Genomic DNA, 17,521 nt, shown 5'->3' with positions numbered 1-17,521 from the left:
CCCCTGGATCCTCGGGATACAGCCACCCGCCGCTGGCTGACCGCGCTGGTCTGGCCCGGCGAGAGCGGGCGTGCGGAGCGCATCGAGCGGTCGCTCGACATCGCCGCCGCCGATCCGCCCCTGCTGCGCGCCGCCGATGCCGCGGACGGCGCCATCGGCGAGCTGGCGGCGCTCGCGCCGACCGGTGCCACCCTCGTCGTCACGACCCCCGGGGTGCTCGCGCACGTGCCGCGCGCTCGCCGAGGTCTCGTCATCGATGCGGCTCGGGCCGCGGGCACCTGGATCACCCTCGACGACCCCGGGCTGCACGACGGCTGGAACGCGCCGATCGATCCCGCCACGTGGCCCGCCGGCCGGTTCGCGCTGTCCCGAGACGGCGAGGTGCTCGCGGCCGTCGACCCGCTCGGCGGGTTCGTGGAGTGGCGGGCGGATGCCGCGGCATCCGCGTCGTAATCTGACGCCGTGCCCCTCTCCGAACGCGACCGGTCGATCCTCGACTTCGAGGCGCGGTGGCTGCGGCACGGAGCCGGCAAAGAGGAGGCGATCCGAGCGGAGCTCTCGCTCGCCCCGGCGCGCTACTACCAACTCCTCGGGCGCCTGATCGACACCGACGACGCGATCGCCGCGGAGCCCATGCTGGTCGCCCGACTGCGGCGCCTGCGCACAGCCCGGGTCGATGCCCGGGCCCGGCGCACCTCCGGGCTGTCGGCCTGACGTTCGCACGGCGAACGTCGAGCGGAGTGAGGGCACCGTACTTGTACGATGCACTGGTGTCCAGGCAGACCTACCCTCGCGATCGCTTCGACGGCGTCTCCGCCGCGTCCGGCCGCGTCGGCGCTCACCGCGCCGAGAACCCGCGCATGCGCGCCGGCCTCGTGCTCTTCTGGGCCGCGATCGCAACGGTCGTCCTCCTGGTCGCCGGCATCTTCGCGTCGATGGTCTACACGGGCCGCATCGACCTCACGCCGCAGACCGCGCCGAGCTACTCCGACACCCCCGAGGTTCCCGCCGTGCGCGACACGTCGTACTCGATCCTGGTGCTCAACGGCACGGCCAATCCCGCTGCGTCGACGGATGCTGTCGCCCGGCTCGAGGCCGCCGGGTGGACCGCCGACAAGGTGATCGCCGGTGCCGCCTCCACGACGAGCTTCGCCACGACCACCGTCTACTACTCATCCGACGCGGACCTCGGTGCCGCCAAGGGCCTCGCCGATCTCCTCAATGCCGGCTCCATCGTGCAGAGCAACGCCTACACCGGTGCCTCCGGCACGCCGAGTCCCGGTGCGACCTCGGCGAGCACCAAGCAGCTCACGATCGTGCTCGGCGCCGATTATCAGCTCGGCACGGCCACGCCCGCGCCCTGAGGCCGTCGAGCGGCGGTTCCCGGGCCGTGTTTCCGCGGCGTAAACACTTCGATGCGCGCGTGTAAGCAGTTGCGTTCTCCGCGAATCCGCGCCTATCGGCGTGGATACGATGGCCGCGTCACACAGCTTCAGGAGTACGCATCATGGCCCATGGCACTGTCAAATGGTTCAACGCTGAGAAGGGGTACGGCTTCATCACCGTCTCCGACGGCCAGGACGTGTTCGTGCACTACTCCAACATCGAGATGAACGGGTTCCGTGTGCTCGAAGAGGGGCAGGCGGTCGAGTTCACCGTCGGTTCCGGCCAGAAGGGCCCGCAGGCGGAAGCCGTGCGCGTCGTCGCCTGAGCCGCGGCATCCCCGTCACACTTCTCACATCGACGCCGTCCTTCGGGGCGGCGTCGACGCATGTCGGGAGGTGTGACGCCCCGTTCCGACCGGCTTGCACTCCCCGGGGGCGAGTGCCAGAATGATTTAGCACTCGATCAGACTGAGTGCTAAAGACCTAGCCCGTCCGGGAGGGACGACACACAATGGCAAAGATCATTGCTTTCGACGAGGAGGCCCGCCGCGGCCTCGAGCGCGGCCTCAACACCCTGGCCGACGCCGTCAAGGTGACGCTCGGCCCCCGCGGTCGCAACGTCGTGCTCGAGAAGAAGTGGGGCGCCCCCACGATCACGAACGACGGTGTCTCGATCGCCAAGGAGATCGAGCTCGACGACCCGTACGAGAAGATCGGCGCGGAGCTCGTCAAGGAGGTCGCGAAGAAGACCGACGACGTCGCCGGTGACGGTACGACCACCGCGACCGTGCTCGCTCAGGCGCTCGTCAAGGAAGGCCTGCGCAACGTCGCGGCCGGCGCCGACCCCATCAGCCTGAAGAAGGGCATCGAGAAGGCCGTGAAGGCCGTCACCGACGCTCTGCTCGCCTCGGCCAAGGAGGTCGAGTCGAAGGAGGAGATCGCCGCCACCGCGTCGATCTCGGCCGCCGACCCGGCGATCGGCGAGCTCATCGCCGAGGCCATCGACAAGGTGGGCAAGGAGGGCGTGGTCACCGTCGAGGAGTCCAACACCTTCGGCACCGAGCTCGAGCTCACCGAGGGCATGCGCTTCGACAAGGGCTACATCAACCCCTACTTCGTCACGGACCCCGACCGCCAGGAGGCGGTCTTCGAGGACCCGTACATCCTCATCGCGAACCAGAAGATCTCGAACATCAAGGACCTTCTGCCCGTCGTCGACAAGGTGATCCAGGACGGCAAGGAGCTCCTCATCATCGCTGAGGACGTCGAGGGCGAAGCTCTCGCGACGCTCGTGCTGAACAAGATCCGCGGCATCTTCAAGTCGGCCGCCGTCAAGGCCCCCGGCTTCGGCGACCGCCGCAAGGCCCAGCTGCAGGACATCGCCATCCTCACCGGTGGCCAGGTCATCACCGAGGAGGTCGGTCTCAAGCTCGAGAACGCCACCCTCGACCTGCTCGGCCGCGCCCGCAAGGTCATCATCACCAAGGACGAGACCACCATCGTCGAGGGTGCCGGCGACCCCGCGCAGATCGAGGGCCGCGTGACCCAGATCCGTCGCGAGATCGACAACACCGACAGCGACTACGACCGCGAGAAGCTCCAGGAGCGCCTCGCCAAGCTCGCCGGCGGCGTGGCCGTCATCAAGGCGGGTGCGGCGACCGAGGTCGAGCTCAAGGAGCGTAAGCACCGTATCGAGGACGCCGTGCGCAACGCGAAGGCGGCCGGCGAGGAGGGCATCGTCCCCGGCGGCGGCGTCGCGCTCATCCAGGCCGGCAAGATCGCGTTCGCGAGCCTCGAGCTCACGGGCGACGAGGCGACCGGTGCGAACATCGTCAAGGTCGCCATCGAGGCCCCCCTCAAGCAGATCGCGCTCAATGCCGGTCTCGAGCCCGGTGTCGTCGCGAACAAGGTGGCGGAGCTCCCCACCGGTCACGGCCTCAACGCCGCGACCGGCGAGTACGGCGACCTCTTCGCGCAGGGCATCATCGACCCCGCCAAGGTGACCCGCTCGGCTCTGCAGAACGCCGCGTCGATCGCGGGCCTGTTCCTCACGACCGAGGCCGTCGTCGCCGACAAGCCCGAGAAGGTCTCCGCTCCGGCGGGCGACCCGACCGGCGGCATGGACTTCTGAGTCCTGACGCCTGCGAAACGGCGGATGCCCCGGACCTCACGGTCCGGGGCATCCGCCGTTTCGCATCGGTGGCGAGCGAATGTGGCTCGTCGCCCGCTCAGCGGAAGAGTGCGAGGTTGAGCTGTTCGGTCTGGGCGTAGGCCTGGCCGGCCTGCACGAGCGAGGCGTTGATGCCGGCGAGGCTCTCCTCCACCGTGCGGTACGTCGCTTGCCATCCATCGATGCTGCCCTGGAAAGCGAGGGCGGCCGAGCCCGTCCAGCTGGACTGCAGGTGCGTGAGCTGGGCGAGAAGCGTGGCCGCCTCGCCCTGCAGCCGGTCGATGGTGCCGCGCACGGCACCGGTGGCGGCGAGGATCTGGTCACTGTCGGCGGAGAACACGGCCATGGGAGGCTCCTTTCGTCTGGTGCCCCCACGCTAGGGCGCCGCGGCAGCGCGGCCGCTGACGGGACGACCACGCGGGGGAGAGCGCATGCGCACGCCCGCCTGGGGAGGACGCGCGTCAGTCCGCGCGGCTGAGACGGGGGAGAGGTTGGGTCTCGATCAGCAGGTGCGCCGCGACATCCTGATGCACAGCGAGCGGCAGCGACACCCGGAATGTCGCGCCCCCGCCCGCGCTGTCGCTCACCTCGACCGAGCCGTGCAGCGCATCGACGATCGACGCGACGATCGACAGTCCGAGACCCGACCCGCCGGTCTCGCGCGCGCGGGAGGTGTCGGCCCGCCAGAACCGCTGGAAGATCTGCTCGCGGATCTGCTCGGGGATGCCCTCGCCGTGGTCGATGACCTCGATCCACCCGAGGCCGGCCGTCTCGTCGGTGCCCACCCGCAGTTCGATCGGCGAGTCAGGGGCGGAGAACCTCTGCGCGTTTCCGAGCAGGTTCGCCACGACCTGTCGCACGCGATTCTCCTCGCCCATCACGATCGGCGGCATCGCGTACACCGGCTCGGTCATCACCGCGAGCTCTCCCGTGCCGACGTCCTCGCCGGTGCGGGGTCGGCGGCGCAGGCGTGCCAGCGTTCCCGCGGCTCGGGTGCGAGCGGATGCCGCAGCCCGCCCGCGCCGCTTGGCGGCGGGAGTCTCCGGCTCGGGCGCCTCGCCCGGCGTCGGATGCGCGGCATCCGGGATCCGCGTGTGCGCCGCCGTCGTGTCGATCACCGTGACCGTGCGCTGGGGGGCCGACGCCCCGACGTCGAGCGCGGCGTCGCGAGCGATCGGGCGCAGGTCGAGTGGCACCACCTCGATGTCGCGGCGCTCGTCGAGCCGGGCGAGCGCGAGGAGATCCTCGACCATGGCGCCCATGCGCATGGCCTCCTTCTCGATGCGTTCCATCGCCTGCGCGGTCGATGCTCCCTCGGGGATCGCTCCCATGCGGTAGAGCTCCGCGTAGCCGCGCACGGTCACCAGCGGAGTGCGCAGCTCATGGCTCGCGTCGCCGATGAAGCGGCGCATCTGCCGCACCGTGGCGTCGCGCTGCGACAGCGACTCGTCGACTCGGCCGAGCATGGCGTTGAGCGCGCGTTTGAGACGCCCGACCTCCGTTGTCTCCGACTCGACGTCCGACATGCGCTGGCTGAAGTCGCCGGCGGCGATGAGCTCGGCCGTGCGCTCCACGGCGCCGAGGCTTCGGAAGGTGAGGGTCACGACCCAGCGCACCAGGAACGCGCTCGCGATCACGATGAAGATCGCGAGCAGGGAGAAGATGCCGAGGTAGGTCGCCACGACACGGTCGGTCGGAGCCAGCGGCATCACGACCATCTGCGTGTAGAAGGCGCTCGTGCCGGGCACCTGGGTGACCGAGACCGTCGCGTGGAAGTGCGTGTCGTCCTCGCCGGTCAGCTCGAAGACCGTCTCCTGCTGCGTGTAGGCGGTGTCGAGCGCGAAGGTCGCCGGGAAGTTCGGCTGCGGCGCGCCGGGCTCGCCGCCGGCGGTGATGAGCCGCTCGCCCGTGCCCGGGGCGTAGATGGCGACGAAGTAGTCGGTCGCGACGGCGCTCTTGTTGCGCTCGAAGGTCGCGGCGCCGTCATCCGTCGTGACCGTGATGAGCTGGTTGACGCCGGTGGGCCCGACGAGCTGCAGCAGGGTGGTGTCGAGGTTCGTGAGCAGCGTCGTGCGCAGGAACACCATCGTGCCGAAGCCGGCGGCGACGAGCCCGATGACGAGCACGGCGACGGTGACCCCGGTCACCTTCGCCCGCAGGCTGATGTTCCGCCACCAGGCGGTGAGCGGATCCCTCTTGGCGGCGCTCATCTGACGATCACGCCGCCGCGTGCGCAGCGCGCACCGGTCAGGCCGACTTGCCGGCCTTCAGCATGTAGCCGAAGCCGCGCTTGGTCTGGATGAGCGGCTCGCTGGCGTGCGGGTCGATCTTGCGGCGCAGGTAGGAGATGTAGCTCTCCACGATGCCGGCGTCGCCGTTGAAGTCGTACTCCCACACGTGATCGAGGATCTGGGCCTTCGAGAGCACGCGGTTGGGGTTGAGCATGAGGTAGCGCAGCAGCTTGAACTCGGTGGGGCTGAGCTCGATGGTGGCGTCGCCGACGAACACGTCGTGGGTGTCCTGGTCCATGGTGATCTCCCCGGCGCGGATGACCGACTCCTCGTCGGCCTGCATCGTACGGCGCAGGATCGCCTGGATGCGCGCGACGATCTCGTCGAGAGAGAACGGCTTCGTGACGTAGTCGTCGCCGCCGACGTTGAGGCCGGTGATCTTGTCCTCGGTGTCGTCCTTGGCGGTCAGGAACAGGATGGGGGCCGTGTAGCCGGCCTCGCGCAGGCGCTTGGTGACGCTGAAGCCGTTCATGTCGGGCAGCATCACGTCGAGCACGATGAGGTCGGGCTCCTCTTCGAGGACGGCCGAGATGGTCTGCGCCCCGTTGGCGACGGCCCGGACCTGGAAGCCCGCGAAGTTCAGGCTCGTGACCAGCAGATCGCGGATGTTGGGCTCATCGTCGACGACGAGGATGCGTGCAGCAGTCATGCCCCCATTATGGTGATCTGCGCCCGTGCGGGGGCTGAGACATCCGGAAACACGCCGATGCGCGCCCCGAACGTCTCAGGCCGCGATGCCGTGGGCGTCGAGGATCGTGTAGGCGTAGCCCTGCTCGGCGAGGAAGCGCTGACGGTTCTGGGCGAAGTCCTGGTCGACCGTGTCGCGCGCGATGAGCGTGTAGAAGCTCGCCGTGTGACCGCTGGTCTTCGGGCGCAGCAGGCGGCCGAGCCGTTGGGCCTCCTCCTGGCGGGAGCCGAACGACCCCGACACCTGGATGGCGACGGATGCCTCGGGCAGATCGACCGAGAAGTTGGCGACCTTCGAGACCACGAGGAGCGGGATGCGGCCTTCGCGGAAGTCGGCGTAGAGCCGTTCGCGCTCGTCGACAGGGGTCGCGCCGGTGATCTTCGGGGCGTCGAGCGCCTCGGCGAGGGTGTCGATCTGATCGAGGTACTGACCGATCACGAGGATCTGCTCGCCCACGTGCCGGTCGGCGAGGCGACGCACGACGTCGATCTTGGCGGGCGCGGTCGCCGCGAGACGGTAGCGCTCCTCATCGGCGGCCGCCGCGTACTCGAGCCGGTCGCCTGCCGGAAGGTCGACCCGCACCTCGTAGCAGGCGGCGGGGGAGATGAAGCCCTGCGACTCGATCTCCTTCCACGGCGCATCGAAGCGCTTGGGGCCGATGAGACTGAAGACGTCGCCCTCACGGCCGTCCTCGCGCACGAGGGTGGCGGTGAGGCCGAGGCGTTTGCGGGCCTGCAGGTCGGCGGTGAGCTTGAAGACCGGGGCCGGCAGCAGGTGCACCTCGTCGTAGACGATGAGGCCCCAGTCGAGCGCATCGAGCAGGGACAGGTGGGCGTACTCGCCCTTCCGCTTCGCGGTGAGGATCTGATAGGTCGCGATCGTGATCGGCTTGACCTCCTTGACCTGCCCGGAGTACTCCCCGATCTCCTCGGCGGTGAGGGTCGTGCGCTTGAGAAGCTCGTCGCGCCACTGCCGGGCGCTGACGGCGTTCGTCACGAGGATGAGGGTGGTGGTCTTGGTCTCGGCCATCGCCGCCGCGCCGACGAGCGTCTTACCCGCGCCGCAGGGGAGCACCACGACGCCCGACCCGCCCTCGGCGAAGGTCGTGACGGCCTTGCGCTGGTAGGGGCGCAGATGCCACGGGCCCTCATCGAGGTCGATGGGATGCGGCGTGCCCGGCGTGTAGCCGGCGCGGTCCTCCGCGGGCCATCCGATCTTCAGCAGCTCCTGCTTGATGTGCCCACGCGCCCACGCGTCGATCACGTACGTGCCGGCGTCGGGGTGGGAGATCAGCAGCGGCTGGATGCGCTTGTTGCGGGCCACCTCGGTGAGCACCGCGGCATCCGTCGACCGCAGCACCAGGGCGTCCTCGTAGCCGGGCACGTCGTCACGCTCGATCACCAGGCGCCCGTAGCGCTCGACGGTCTCGCGGATGTCGGTGGACACCGACGGCGGAACCGGGAACCGCGACCAGCGGTCGAGGGTCGCGAGCATGTCGGATGCCGCGTGCCCCGCGGCGCGCGCGTTCCACAGCCCGAGGCGGGTGATGCGATAGGTGTGGATGTGCTCGGGTGCGCGTTCCAGCTCGGCGAACACCGCGAGCTCGTGCCGCGCGTCCTCCGCGGCGGGATGCGCCACTTCGAGGAGCACGGTGCGGTCGCTCTGCACGATGAGGGGGCCGTCTGACATAGCCGCTCAGTCTACCGCCCGGAGCAGGTGCGGCGGCTGCGTTCAGACGGGGCGCGCGCTGCGGATGCTCGAGACGGGAAGTGTGCGCTCGACGTCGACGGCGCGGTCGCGGCCGCGCAGCCGCCCGCCGCCGAGGCCCGTCGCCTCGATCGTGAACGAGCGCAGGTCGCCACCCGGAAGCTCGACGGCGACCTCGATCGTCGCCCGTGTCTTGACGGCCTGTTCGAGCTCGCGCTCGAGCCACGCGGCATCCGCGTTCTCGCTGTGGGCGGCGCGCAGCCGGGCGATGAGGGGCGCGTAGCGCTCGGCCGGGGCGACGGCCGCGACCGGTGCCGGGCTCGCCGTGCGGCGCCGCAACCGCTCGACATCGCCGTCAGCGTCGATCGCGGCGGCGGAGTAGCGGGCGTCGACGAGGGTCCAGAAGACGGCGTCGCGCGAGACGCGGGACACGAGCCGATCGCCGTCGCGCACGAGGCCGACCGGTCGCACCGCCTGGTCGACGGCGATGGTGGCGAGCACCTGCGGGTCGTCGGCGGAGACGATCGTGTTCCCCGACACGGGGTCGATGCCCACGCGCGCGACCGTGCGGCGGTCGGCGGCCTCGTCGATCAGGTAGTCGAGCGGCTGCGGGATGCCGGTCAACGAGATGCCGGCGATGAATGCGCGGAGGCTGTCGGCCGTCTCGCCGGCGGCGACGGCGGCACGCAGCGTCTCGGCGCTGAACCGGTAGGTCGAGGCCTGCGCGCGCGTCTCGCGGTGGGCCATGGCGCGCAGGCGCAGCTCGACGGACGGCACCAGCGTGCCGGGCGCGATCACCGACAGATCGGCTTGCACATAGACCCGGTCGATCTCCGGGGCGAGATGCTGGGCGAGTGCGGCGACGTCGGCGGGAGCGCCGGCGCGCAGCGGCGCGGCCCACGCGGGCTCCGAGCCGTCGGCGGCGATCAGCCCCCATCGGGTGGCCTGCGAGACGAGGGACGCCGCGGCGGCGGGCCAGGCGGTGTCGCGCGGGTAGGCACCCGGCCACACCGTGGATGCCGCGTATCCGCCGTCGGGTGAGCGGATGCCGCGGGGCAGGGCCCGCGCGAACGCCTCCGCCACGCGCCGCCACCGGTCGACGGTGCCGAGCTCGAGCCATTCGGCGCCGTCGGGGGTCGCGAGCCATTCGCGGTCGACGGCCGTGAGGAGACCGGCCGTCGCGCCGAGCGCGACCAGGTCGTCGAGCTCGGCGGCGTCGGTGATCGCGCCCGCCTCGATGAGTCGCTTTCGCTCCGTCGCGGTGACAGCCCCCGTCGCCGTGCGGGCCAAGGGGTTCGACGAGGACCAGACGACGAGGTCGGCGAGGGCGGCTGCGGAGGTCATCGCCTGCTCGGCCGCCGTGCCCGTCGCCAGGGCGCCGCTCGGCGCCGGTGCGTCCGTGAGGGAGAAGGGGGCGGCATCCGTCGCCTCGGCGGCCTTGGCCGCCACGGAGGAGAGCGGGGCGCCGTCGGCGTCGAGAAGGGCCAGCTCCCGCAGGCGCGGTGAGGCGGTGGTCGGCAGCGGGGAGGTGCCCGCCGCGTGGAGGTCGTGCAGTTCGGCACGGGTGAGGGCGGCGAGGGTGCGGGTCACGGCGGCGTCGTCGAGGAGGGTGTCGGCGAGGTCGAAGAAGTCGTCCCAGGACCCCGCGGCAGGCAGCTGCCGGGCGTCGAGCACAACGACCAGCTGGGCATCGGTCAGCTCTGCGAGGGCGCTCGCGAGCGCGCGTTCGTCAGAGGACCGAGGCACGGGTCACTTCCCCCGGTTGGCCCGAGCCCTCCGCACGAACGACATGATGATGACGACCATCATCAGCACGAAGGCGATCGGCAGCCCGATGAGGGGGAGGACCGCGACGACCGGCCATGCGCCCGTCAGGAAATCGGCCTGGTGCATGCCGAGCCACGTGCCGATGATCACGGCGAAGAAGCACAGGATCGACAGCACAAGGATGCCGAGCGACATGAACACAAGGACCCGGTCGATCCTGCGGACGGGGACGTCGTTCCCCTGAGTGCGATTGCTCATCGGCATCAGCCTAATGGGTACGCGTGGCCTAGGCTGAGGGGATGGCGCACCGCGCCAGCACACGTTCCCACCCCGCCCTGCGGGGCCGATTCAGCGAGGTTCTCCCATGCCCACCGGCAAGGTCAGGTTCTACGACGAGGAGAAGGGCTTCGGCTTCATCCAGACCGACGACGGTCAGGACGTCTTCCTCCACGCCACGGCGCTGCCGGCGGGTTCCGCGGCGCCCAAGACCGGCACCCGTGTCGAGTTCGGCGTCGCCGACGGCAAGCGCGGACCGCAGGCACTGTCGGTGCGTGTGCTCGAGGCTCCTGTGAGCCTCGCCAAGCGCTCGCGCAAGAACGCCGACGACATGGCGGTCATCGTCGAGGACCTCGTGAAGCTGCTCGACGGCATCGGCGCCGATCTGCGTCACGGCCGCTACCCGAGCGGCTCGCACGGCAAGAAGGTCGCCGCCGTGCTGCGCAAGGTCGCGGACGACCTCGATGCCTGACATCGAGGGCGTCGACGATCGGGATGCCCCGATCCCGACCGATGCGGTGGTCGAGCCGACCGGCGCGGCCGAGCCTGAGCTCGCGGCCGAGCCTGATGTCGTGGTCGAGCCGGAGCACAGTGCCGAGCTGGCCGCGGAGCCGGACGTCGACCCCGATCCCGAACTGCTGAACAGCGTCGAGTTGGCCCGCGCCGCGCTCGCCGAGATCACCCCGGCCGCGAACATCGGCGAGCCTGCGGGATATCGTGCGGAGCCCGGCGGCGTGATCACACTGCTGTTCACGACGACGCAGCCGGGCTATCCGGGCTGGTTCTGGAATGTGTCCCTCGCCCGCGTCGCCGACACCGAGCCGACCGTGCTCGAAGTCGAGCTGCTTCCGGGCGATGACGCGCTGCTGGCGCCCGACTGGGTGCCGTGGGCGGTGCGCCTCGCCGAGTACAAGGAGCAGCAGGCGCAGCTCGCCGCGGCATCCGATGCCGACGAGCTCGACGAGGCCGATGACGATGCCGATCTCGACGACGACCTGGATGACGACGACGACCTCGATGAGGACGCGGACGACGACGATGAGGACGACGACTTCGACGCCGACGAGTCGTTGCTGCACGCCGGCGACGTCGACGGCGTGGACATCGACGAGGACGATCTCGACACCGACGACCTCGACGGCGACGACGACCTCGAGGGCGACGACGACACCGACGAGCTCGAAGACGACACCGACGAGCTCGAAGACGACACCGACGACGATCTCGACATCGACGACGCGGATGACGCCGACGACCAGGATGACGACGCCGATGCGGCGACGTCCGCCGACGAGGGCCGCGACTAGAACGAGCTGACCCGCGGCGCGAGCGTCGCGAGTAGCCTGCGAGCATGCGGCGCACCGATCGCGCGAGCCTGCTCGTGCATGTCTCCCCGGCCGAGGCGTTCCGGGCGCTCATCGACCCCGATGCACTGCTCACCTGGCTGCCGCCGGCCGGAATGCGCGGCCGGTTCGAGCGCTTCGATCTGCGCGCCGGCGGCGGCTACCGGCTCGTGCTGACCTACGACGATCCGTCTGGCGCGCCGGGCAAGACGACGGCGGATGCCGACGTGAGCGACGTGCGCATCATCGAGGTCGTGCCCGGCGAGCGGATCGTGCAGGCGGTCACCTTCGTCGGAGACGACACGGGGATCGCCGGCGTCATGACCATGGAATGGCGCGTTCGGGACACTCCCGAGGGCGCCGAGGTCACGATCGAGGCGCGCGACGTGCCGCCCGGCATCCGCGCGCGCGACCACGCGACGGGGATCACCTCGTCGCTGGCCAACCTCGCCGCCCACCTCGAACCCTGACGTGCCGTCGGGGCACGCCCCGGATCAGAGGTGCTCGAGCGTGTAGTCGATGCTGCGGATCAACTGGCGCACGTCGTCCGGCTCGATCGAGACGAACGTCGCGATGCGCAGCTGGTTGCGGCCGAGCTTGCGGTAGGGCTCGGTGTCGACGATGCCGTTGTGGCGCAGGCTGTCGGAGATCGCCGCGGCATCCACCCCCTCGACGAAGTCGATCGTCGCCACCACCGGCGAGCGGTCGGCGGGGTTCGCGACGAACGGGGTTGCGACCTCGGATGCCTCGGCCCAGTCGTAGAGCGCCTGCGACGACTCGTGGGTGCGGGCGTCGGCCCACTGCAGCCCGCCGTTCTCGAGGATCCACTCCAGCTGGGAGTCCAGCAGCAGCAGAGTCGAGACCGCGGGGGTGTTGAGCGTCTGCTGCAGGCGCGAGTTGTCGAGTGCGTTCTTCAGGCTCAGGAACTCCGGGATGTAGCGGCCCGAGGCGGCGATGCGCTCGATGCGCTCGATCGCGGCGGGCGAGACCGCCGCGTACCAGAGCCCACCGTCGGAGCCGAGGTTCTTCTGCGGCGCGAAGTAGTAGACGTCTGCTTCGGCGACGGAGAAGTCGATGCCGCCCGCGGCGCTCGTCGCGTCGATGACGGTGAGCGCGCCCTCGTCGCCGTGCACACGACGGATCTCGGTGGCGACGCCCGTGGAGGTCTCATTGTGCGGCCACGCGTAGACGTCGACGCCCGTGACCGCCTCGGCGACGAGCGACGTGCCGGGCTCCGCCTTGCGCACATCGGGCGCCTCGAGCCACGGTGCCGCGGCGGCGCTCGCGAACTTGCCGCCGAACTCGCCGAACACGAGGTTCTGCGCCCGGCGCTCGATCAGACCGAATGCCGCGGCATCCCAGAAGGCGGTCGATCCGCCGTTGCCGAGGATGATCTCGTAGCCGGCGGGCAGGCGCAGCAGCTCCGCAAGGCGGGCGCGCGTGCTGCCGACGAGGTTCTTCACCGGCGACTTGCGGTGCGAGGTGCCGAGGATGCTCGCACCGGGGCCCACAAGGTGCTCGAGCTGGGCGGCGCGGATCTTCGACGGCCCGCAGCCGAAGCGTCCGTCGGTGGGCAGGATCTCGCGGGGCAGCACGACATGGGGCATGACACCGATCCTAAAGGCGCGACGGATGCCGCGACGCCCCCATGACGCACGCGATCGCCCCACCGCGCGGCCCGGTGTCGGCGGGGATTGGATAGGGTTTCCTCATTCCCTTCTTGCGCCCCGAGGACTCCGCATGACCGATCTCATCGACACCACCGAGATGTATCTGCGCACGATCCTCGAGCTCGAGGAGGAGAACATCATCCCGCTGCGTGCCCGCATCTCGGAGCGGCTCGGGCACTCCGGACCCACGGTCTCGCAGACGGTCGGGCGCATGGAGCGCGACGGCCTCGTCGTCGTCGCCGACGACCGGTCGCTCGAGCTCACCGGCGCGGGGCGCCAGAAGGCCGTCGACGTGATGCGCAAGCACCGTCTCGCCGAACGCCTCCTCTCCGACGTGATCGGCCTCGACTGGGCCTATGTGCACGAAGAGGCCTGCCGCTGGGAGCACGTGATGAGCGAGCAGGTCGAGCGTCGACTGGTGCAGCTGCTCGGTCACCCCACCGAGTCGCCCTACGGCAACCCGATCCCCGGCCTCGATCAGCTCGGCGACAGCCCGGCGACCACGTTCGAGCAGGGTGTGGTCGGACTCGTGCGCCGCCTCGGCGACAGCGACGAGCCCGTCACCGGCACCGTGCGCCGACTCGCCGAGCCCGCCCAGGTCGACCCCGAGCTGCTGCAGCAGTTGCGCGGCGCGGGCGTCGTGCCCGGAGCATCCGGCACCTATCGCTACAGCGAGGGCTACGTGCTCGTGCAGATGGACGGCACCGACGAGGGGCTGGAGCTGCCGATCGAGGTCGCCGCGCACATCTTCCTCGTCGACGACCGCGCCTGATCGTCGGCGCCCGGGGGCGCCGACGCCGCGGGTCGGGATGCCGCGGCATCCGCACGCGCCGTCAGATCGACGTGACATGTTCGTTACCGTCGGGTAGCCTGTCACAGTCCACAGGCGACAATCCCGCCGACGGACCCGGAGTGAATCGCCCCATCGGCTCGTCCTTCCCTCCGCGACCCGCACCACGTGCCCGAAACACACAGTGCCGACGAGCCGGGCGCACGCCGCCAGGGGCGCCGGAGGATTGAGTGACCGACAACGAGATTTCGCCTACCCCCGAGAGCGGTGAGACCGCGACGGCCCCCGCCACGAGGCGCAGCACCCGAGAGGGCGCACGTCTTGCCGCAGAGGCGGCCAAGGGAAAGGTGAAGCAGGTGGCGAGCGCCGTGCGCCCCACTTCCAGCGCTCCCCGCCGCAAGGGCGCGGCCGGCCCCGTGCGCAGCGTCGTCATCCTGACGATGGTCGGCGGTCTGGTCGCGACCGTCGCCCTCCCCGCCTACGGCGCGTTCTCCTCGGGCGATGGAACCCAGACCGTGCAGCAGCTCGCCGCCGAGAACGCCCAGTCGCTCGTGATCGCCTCGGATGCCTCGCAGTCGAGCATCACGCGTGACAGCTACTCGGCCACGACCGCCGATGAGCTCGCGAAGAAGAAGGCCGCCGAGGCGGCCGCTGCCCGCGCGAAGTCGGCGAGCGTCGTCAGCCGCGTCGCGTCGGTCAACCTGAGCCTCGTCGCCCCCGGCAGCGGGATCGTGCGCTGGCCGGTCGACATGGCGGGCACCAGGGTCGGCGACGGCTTCCTCTCGCGCGGCGGCACCCACATGGGCGTCGACCTGCTCAACGCCCAGGGCACCCCGATCTTCGCCGCCGCCGCAGGAACCGTGCGCGTCGCGGCCGCGGGCAACTACTACTACGGCTACGGACACGCGATCGTCATCGACAGCGTGATCAACGGCCAGCAGGTCAGCACCCTCTACGGCCACCTCGAGGACGGCGGCGTGCTCGTGCAGCCCGGCCAGCAGGTGCAGGTGGGACAGATCATCGGCCTCATGGGCTCCACCGGGCAGTCGACCGCCAACCACCTCCACTTCGAGGTGAAGATCAACGGCAACTACGTCGACCCGTACGCCTGGCTGCAGCAGAACGCGGGCTGAGCGAGGCATCCGCTCTCTCGTTCCCCGACACGCAACCTCGTGTTCAGGGCCGTTGTGCGCCCGGGCGTGTCGTGGTGGGTTATTCTCTGACTCGACGCCGAGAGAGATTCGGAGGAAGCCGATGGGCTGCATACCTCGCATCCGCACCACGGACGCGCTCGGTCTGCTCGTCCTTCGGCATCATGTGAGCGGATGCCACGGGGTCGCCGTGCGTCCAAGGCGCTGTCTGTGAGACAGCGCCTTTTTTCATGCCCTGAAGACTCTCCCTCGCGTCACGAATCGAATATCCGCGAAGCCGTCCCGGCGATTCGAGAGGACACGAGATATGCGCACCCTGGTGCTGAACGCCGGCTATGAGCCATTGGCCGTGGTCTCCTTCAAACGAGCCCTCGTGCTCGTGATGAACGAGAAGGCCACGGTCGTCGAACGCGTCGAAGGAGACCCCGTCGTGGGGCTGCGCGGCGCGTGCGACAGACCCGCCGTGATCATCCTGAGCCGCTATGTGCGCGTGCCCGGCGCGCGCCGGGTGCCGGTCACCCGCCGAGGCGTGCTGCGTCGCGACGGCAACCGCTGCGCCTACTGCGGGAAGGCGGCGTCGACGATCGATCACGTGCAGCCGCGGTCGCGCGGGGGCAAGGACACGTGGGAGAACCTCGTGGCCTGCTGCCTGCGGTGCAACAACGTGAAGGGCGACCGCACGCCGCAGGAGATGGCGTGGACGCTGCGCATGGAGCCGGGCGCCCCGCGCGGCGCGCAGTGGACCGTGCGCGGCACCGAGCGGGCCGATCCGCGGTGGGAGCCGTACCTGGCGCTCGCCGCGTAGCCCCGCACGGGCGGGTGCGGCCACCGGGGGTGGCCGCGTCGTCCCGCGCGCTCGGGTCAGCGTGCGCTCGGGTCAGCGTGCCGGGAGAGCGCCCGGGGTGGTCGGATCGTCGCCGCCGAGCGCGGCGAGCCAGTGCGTGAGGGCGGACTCGAGGGCCGCGGCATCCGTGTCGCTCAGCAGCTGCACGAGGCGGCGCTCGTTGTGCATGTGGTCGGTGAAGGCGGCGTTGATGAGGGCGACGCCCGCGGGGGTCAGGCGCACGAGGCGGCGGCGGGCGTCGGTGGCGGAGCCGGTGCGGGCGACGAGGCCGCGCTGCACGAGCCGGTCGACGCGCTTGGTGAGTCCGCCGGTGGTGACCATGGTGTGGGCGGCGAGCTCTCCGGCGGGCAGCTCGTAGGGGGCGCCGATGCGGCGCAGGCTCGCGAGCAGGTCGAACTCGGCCTCGGTGAGGCTGTGGGCGGCGTAGACCGGCACGAGCTCGGCGGTGAGGGCGAGCGCGAGGCGATGCAGGCGTCCGATGACTCCCTGTGGCGACGGGTCGAGATCGGGTCGCTCGCGCCGCCAGTCGGCCTGGATCTGCGCGACGCGGTCGGGGGCGGCATCCATGACGCGACCTTATCTTCCATGGAAGGGGAACGTCGAGATCGCGGTAGATTATCTTCCGTGGAAGATAAAAGATGGCGCTGGATCCTCCTGACCGCGATCGCGCCCATCGCCTGGGGGAGCACCTACGTCGTCACCCGGCATCTGCTGCCGCCCGACATCCCGCTCTGGGGCGGGGTGATCCGATGCCTCCCCGCCGGCCTCGTCGTGCTCGCGTTCGTGCGGGTGCTGCCGCGCGGCTCGTGGTGGTGGCGCTCGCTCGTGCTCGGCACCCTGACCGTCGGCGGCCTGAACGTGCTCGTCTACATCGTCGGCCAACGGCTCCCCTCGAGCCTCGCTGCGACCCTGATGTCGACGTCGGCCGCCTTCATGATCCTGCTGTCGTGGATGCTGCGGGGCCAGCGCCCCCGGGTGATCGCCGTCGTCGGCGCCCTCGTCGGCATCGTCGGCGTCGTGATCATGCTCGGGCCGGGCGGCGGCCCGGTCGACCCCTGGGGTGTGGTCGCCTCGATCGGGGCGATGCTCTCGTCGACCCTCGGATTCGTGCTGACCGCGAAATGGGGTGCGGGGGTGCCGCCGGTCACGATGACCGCCTGGCAGCTCGTGGCGGGATCCATCGTCGTGCTGCCGTTCGCGATCCTCGTCGAGGGGGCGCCGCCGGTGCTCGACCCGCCCGCCATCGCGGGCTTCGCCTACGTCATCGTGGTGGCCACCGTGCTCGCGTACGCCGCCTGGTTCACGGGGCTCGCCCGCCTGCCCGGCAGCGTCGTCGGGGTCGTGGGACTGCTCAACCCGGTGACCGGGGTCGTGCTCGGGGTGGCGCTCGCCGGCGAGGCCTTCGGCCTCGCGCAGATCGCCGGTCTCGTGCTCGTGCT

General features: G+C 70.5%; 20 protein-coding genes. 12 read left to right on the top strand and 8 right to left on the bottom strand.

The window, feature by feature from the left end; genetic code table 11:
* The 5 genes from ASG00_RS18630 to groL all read left to right on the top strand — a co-directional run.
* Positions 1 to 453: DUF2332 family protein (locus ASG00_RS18630; protein ID WP_235559601.1), on the top strand; the 453-nt coding region annotated here is incomplete at its 5' end.
* A 9-nt stretch (positions 454 to 462) separates the two neighbouring features.
* Positions 463 to 714 carry a DUF3263 domain-containing protein gene (locus ASG00_RS13620; RefSeq protein ID WP_056210249.1) on the top strand — a complete coding sequence of 84 codons (252 nt, stop codon included), beginning with the start codon at positions 463 to 465 and terminating at the stop codon, positions 712 to 714.
* 56 nt (positions 715 to 770) lie between these two features.
* Positions 771 to 1,364, top strand: coding sequence for a LytR C-terminal domain-containing protein (locus ASG00_RS13615; RefSeq protein ID WP_056210247.1), 594 nt, complete (start codon positions 771 to 773; stop codon positions 1,362 to 1,364).
* Positions 1,365 to 1,507: 143 nt separating this feature from the next.
* Entirely contained in the window at positions 1,508 to 1,711 is a 204-nt protein-coding gene (locus ASG00_RS13610; protein ID WP_045246739.1) for a cold-shock protein, read from the top strand.
* A 185-nt stretch (positions 1,712 to 1,896) separates the two neighbouring features.
* A complete protein-coding gene (gene groL / locus ASG00_RS13605) occupies positions 1,897 to 3,516 on the top strand; it encodes a chaperonin GroEL (protein WP_045246738.1) in 1,620 nt (539 codons plus the stop codon).
* Between the two features lie 97 nt (positions 3,517 to 3,613).
* Here groL and ASG00_RS13600 read toward each other — a convergent pair whose 3' ends face one another.
* The 6 genes from ASG00_RS13600 to ASG00_RS13575 all read right to left on the bottom strand — a co-directional run bounded on the left by ASG00_RS13600 (position 3,614) and on the right by ASG00_RS13575 (position 10,266).
* Positions 3,614 to 3,901 carry a WXG100 family type VII secretion target gene (locus ASG00_RS13600; RefSeq protein WP_056210245.1) on the bottom strand — a complete coding sequence of 96 codons (288 nt, stop codon included), beginning with the start codon at positions 3,899 to 3,901 and terminating at the stop codon, positions 3,614 to 3,616.
* 115 nt (positions 3,902 to 4,016) lie between these two features.
* On the bottom strand, positions 4,017 to 5,765 hold the full coding sequence (locus ASG00_RS13595; protein WP_082483255.1) for a sensor histidine kinase: 1,749 nt from the start codon (positions 5,763 to 5,765) through the stop codon (positions 4,017 to 4,019).
* A 37-nt stretch (positions 5,766 to 5,802) separates the two neighbouring features.
* Complete coding sequence (locus tag ASG00_RS13590; protein ID WP_045246736.1) at positions 5,803 to 6,495, bottom strand: response regulator transcription factor; 693 nt, start codon at positions 6,493 to 6,495, stop codon at positions 5,803 to 5,805.
* A gap of 75 nt (positions 6,496 to 6,570) precedes the next feature.
* On the bottom strand, positions 6,571 to 8,223 hold the full coding sequence (locus ASG00_RS13585; RefSeq protein WP_056210242.1) for a DNA repair helicase XPB: 1,653 nt from the start codon (positions 8,221 to 8,223) through the stop codon (positions 6,571 to 6,573).
* Positions 8,224 to 8,265: 42 nt separating this feature from the next.
* Entirely contained in the window at positions 8,266 to 9,987 is a 1,722-nt protein-coding gene (locus tag ASG00_RS13580) for a helicase-associated domain-containing protein (protein WP_056210241.1), read from the bottom strand.
* A gap of 3 nt (positions 9,988 to 9,990) precedes the next feature.
* Entirely contained in the window at positions 9,991 to 10,266 is a 276-nt protein-coding gene (locus ASG00_RS13575; protein WP_045246733.1) for a hypothetical protein, read from the bottom strand.
* Positions 10,267 to 10,372: 106 nt separating this feature from the next.
* Between ASG00_RS13575 and ASG00_RS13570 the strand changes: the two genes are divergently transcribed.
* Genes ASG00_RS13570 through ASG00_RS13560 form a run of 3 tightly spaced genes read left to right on the top strand, consistent with a single transcriptional unit; the run spans position 10,373 to position 12,097 of the window.
* Positions 10,373 to 10,756, top strand: coding sequence for a cold-shock protein (locus ASG00_RS13570; RefSeq protein ID WP_045246732.1), 384 nt, complete (start codon positions 10,373 to 10,375; stop codon positions 10,754 to 10,756).
* Positions 10,749 to 11,591 (top strand): DUF3027 domain-containing protein, encoded by an 843-nt coding sequence (locus tag ASG00_RS13565; RefSeq protein WP_082483254.1) that lies wholly within the window; start codon positions 10,749 to 10,751, stop codon positions 11,589 to 11,591. The genes ASG00_RS13570 and ASG00_RS13565 overlap by 8 nt, the downstream gene beginning before the upstream one ends.
* A gap of 44 nt (positions 11,592 to 11,635) precedes the next feature.
* Positions 11,636 to 12,097, top strand: a complete 462-nt coding sequence (locus tag ASG00_RS13560; RefSeq protein ID WP_045246731.1) for an SRPBCC domain-containing protein — start codon at positions 11,636 to 11,638, stop codon at positions 12,095 to 12,097.
* A gap of 24 nt (positions 12,098 to 12,121) precedes the next feature.
* On the opposite strand, the gene serC is transcribed toward ASG00_RS13560, so the two are convergent.
* The gene (gene serC, locus ASG00_RS13555; protein ID WP_056210239.1) at positions 12,122 to 13,234 is read right to left on the bottom strand and encodes a phosphoserine transaminase; all 1,113 of its coding nucleotides are present in this window, start codon (positions 13,232 to 13,234) and stop codon (positions 12,122 to 12,124) included.
* Between the two features lie 133 nt (positions 13,235 to 13,367).
* On the opposite strand from serC, the gene ASG00_RS13550 reads away from it, so the two are divergent.
* The 3 genes from ASG00_RS13550 to ASG00_RS13540 all read left to right on the top strand — a co-directional run bounded on the left by ASG00_RS13550 (position 13,368) and on the right by ASG00_RS13540 (position 16,043).
* Positions 13,368 to 14,069 (top strand): metal-dependent transcriptional regulator, encoded by a 702-nt coding sequence (locus tag ASG00_RS13550; RefSeq protein WP_056210237.1) that lies wholly within the window; start codon positions 13,368 to 13,370, stop codon positions 14,067 to 14,069.
* A 248-nt stretch (positions 14,070 to 14,317) separates the two neighbouring features.
* On the top strand, positions 14,318 to 15,220 hold the full coding sequence (locus ASG00_RS13545) for a M23 family metallopeptidase (RefSeq protein ID WP_235557421.1): 903 nt from the start codon (positions 14,318 to 14,320) through the stop codon (positions 15,218 to 15,220).
* 325 nt (positions 15,221 to 15,545) lie between these two features.
* Positions 15,546 to 16,043: an HNH endonuclease gene (locus tag ASG00_RS13540; RefSeq protein WP_045246728.1), complete on the top strand. Its 498-nt coding sequence runs from the start codon at positions 15,546 to 15,548 to the stop codon at positions 16,041 to 16,043.
* A gap of 72 nt (positions 16,044 to 16,115) precedes the next feature.
* Here the strand turns inward: ASG00_RS13540 and ASG00_RS13535 are convergent, their stop codons facing one another.
* Entirely contained in the window at positions 16,116 to 16,649 is a 534-nt protein-coding gene (locus ASG00_RS13535) for a MarR family winged helix-turn-helix transcriptional regulator (protein WP_056210236.1), read from the bottom strand.
* An 18-nt stretch (positions 16,650 to 16,667) separates the two neighbouring features.
* On the opposite strand from ASG00_RS13535, the gene ASG00_RS13530 reads away from it, so the two are divergent.
* On the top strand, positions 16,668 to 17,521 hold an 854-nt coding region (locus ASG00_RS13530; protein WP_235559600.1), incomplete at its 3' end, for a DMT family transporter.

The organism is Microbacterium sp. Leaf351, from assembly GCF_001423825.1.
Classification (GTDB): Bacteria; Actinomycetota; Actinomycetes; order Actinomycetales; family Microbacteriaceae; genus Microbacterium; species Microbacterium ginsengisoli.
The sequence above is the reverse complement of the archived record's forward strand: the minus strand, read 5'-3'. Positions and strand labels throughout refer to the sequence as shown.

What these genes read in the sequence shown, in the direction of transcription:
- ASG00_RS13595 (WP_082483255.1), bottom strand. Translation starts at nt 5,765, where the DNA reads ATGAGCGCCGCCAAGAGGGATCCGCTCACCGCCTGGTGGCGGAACATC.
- ASG00_RS13535 (WP_056210236.1), bottom strand. Translation starts at nt 16,649, where the DNA reads ATGGATGCCGCCCCCGACCGCGTCGCGCAGATCCAGGCCGACTGGCGG.
- serC (WP_056210239.1), bottom strand. Translation starts at nt 13,234, where the DNA reads ATGCCCCATGTCGTGCTGCCCCGCGAGATCCTGCCCACCGACGGACGC.
- ASG00_RS13540 (WP_045246728.1), top strand. Translation starts at nt 15,546, where the DNA reads ATGCGCACCCTGGTGCTGAACGCCGGCTATGAGCCATTGGCCGTGGTC.
- ASG00_RS13590 (WP_045246736.1), bottom strand. Translation starts at nt 6,495, where the DNA reads ATGACTGCTGCACGCATCCTCGTCGTCGACGATGAGCCCAACATCCGC.
- ASG00_RS13560 (WP_045246731.1), top strand. Translation starts at nt 11,636, where the DNA reads ATGCGGCGCACCGATCGCGCGAGCCTGCTCGTGCATGTCTCCCCGGCC.
- ASG00_RS13565 (WP_082483254.1), top strand. Translation starts at nt 10,749, where the DNA reads ATGCCTGACATCGAGGGCGTCGACGATCGGGATGCCCCGATCCCGACC.
- ASG00_RS13585 (WP_056210242.1), bottom strand. Translation starts at nt 8,223, where the DNA reads ATGTCAGACGGCCCCCTCATCGTGCAGAGCGACCGCACCGTGCTCCTC.
- ASG00_RS13600 (WP_056210245.1), bottom strand. Translation starts at nt 3,901, where the DNA reads ATGGCCGTGTTCTCCGCCGACAGTGACCAGATCCTCGCCGCCACCGGT.
- ASG00_RS13610 (WP_045246739.1), top strand. Translation starts at nt 1,508, where the DNA reads ATGGCCCATGGCACTGTCAAATGGTTCAACGCTGAGAAGGGGTACGGC.
- ASG00_RS13570 (WP_045246732.1), top strand. Translation starts at nt 10,373, where the DNA reads ATGCCCACCGGCAAGGTCAGGTTCTACGACGAGGAGAAGGGCTTCGGC.
- ASG00_RS13550 (WP_056210237.1), top strand. Translation starts at nt 13,368, where the DNA reads ATGACCGATCTCATCGACACCACCGAGATGTATCTGCGCACGATCCTC.
- groL (WP_045246738.1), top strand. Translation starts at nt 1,897, where the DNA reads ATGGCAAAGATCATTGCTTTCGACGAGGAGGCCCGCCGCGGCCTCGAG.
- ASG00_RS13575 (WP_045246733.1), bottom strand. Translation starts at nt 10,266, where the DNA reads ATGAGCAATCGCACTCAGGGGAACGACGTCCCCGTCCGCAGGATCGAC.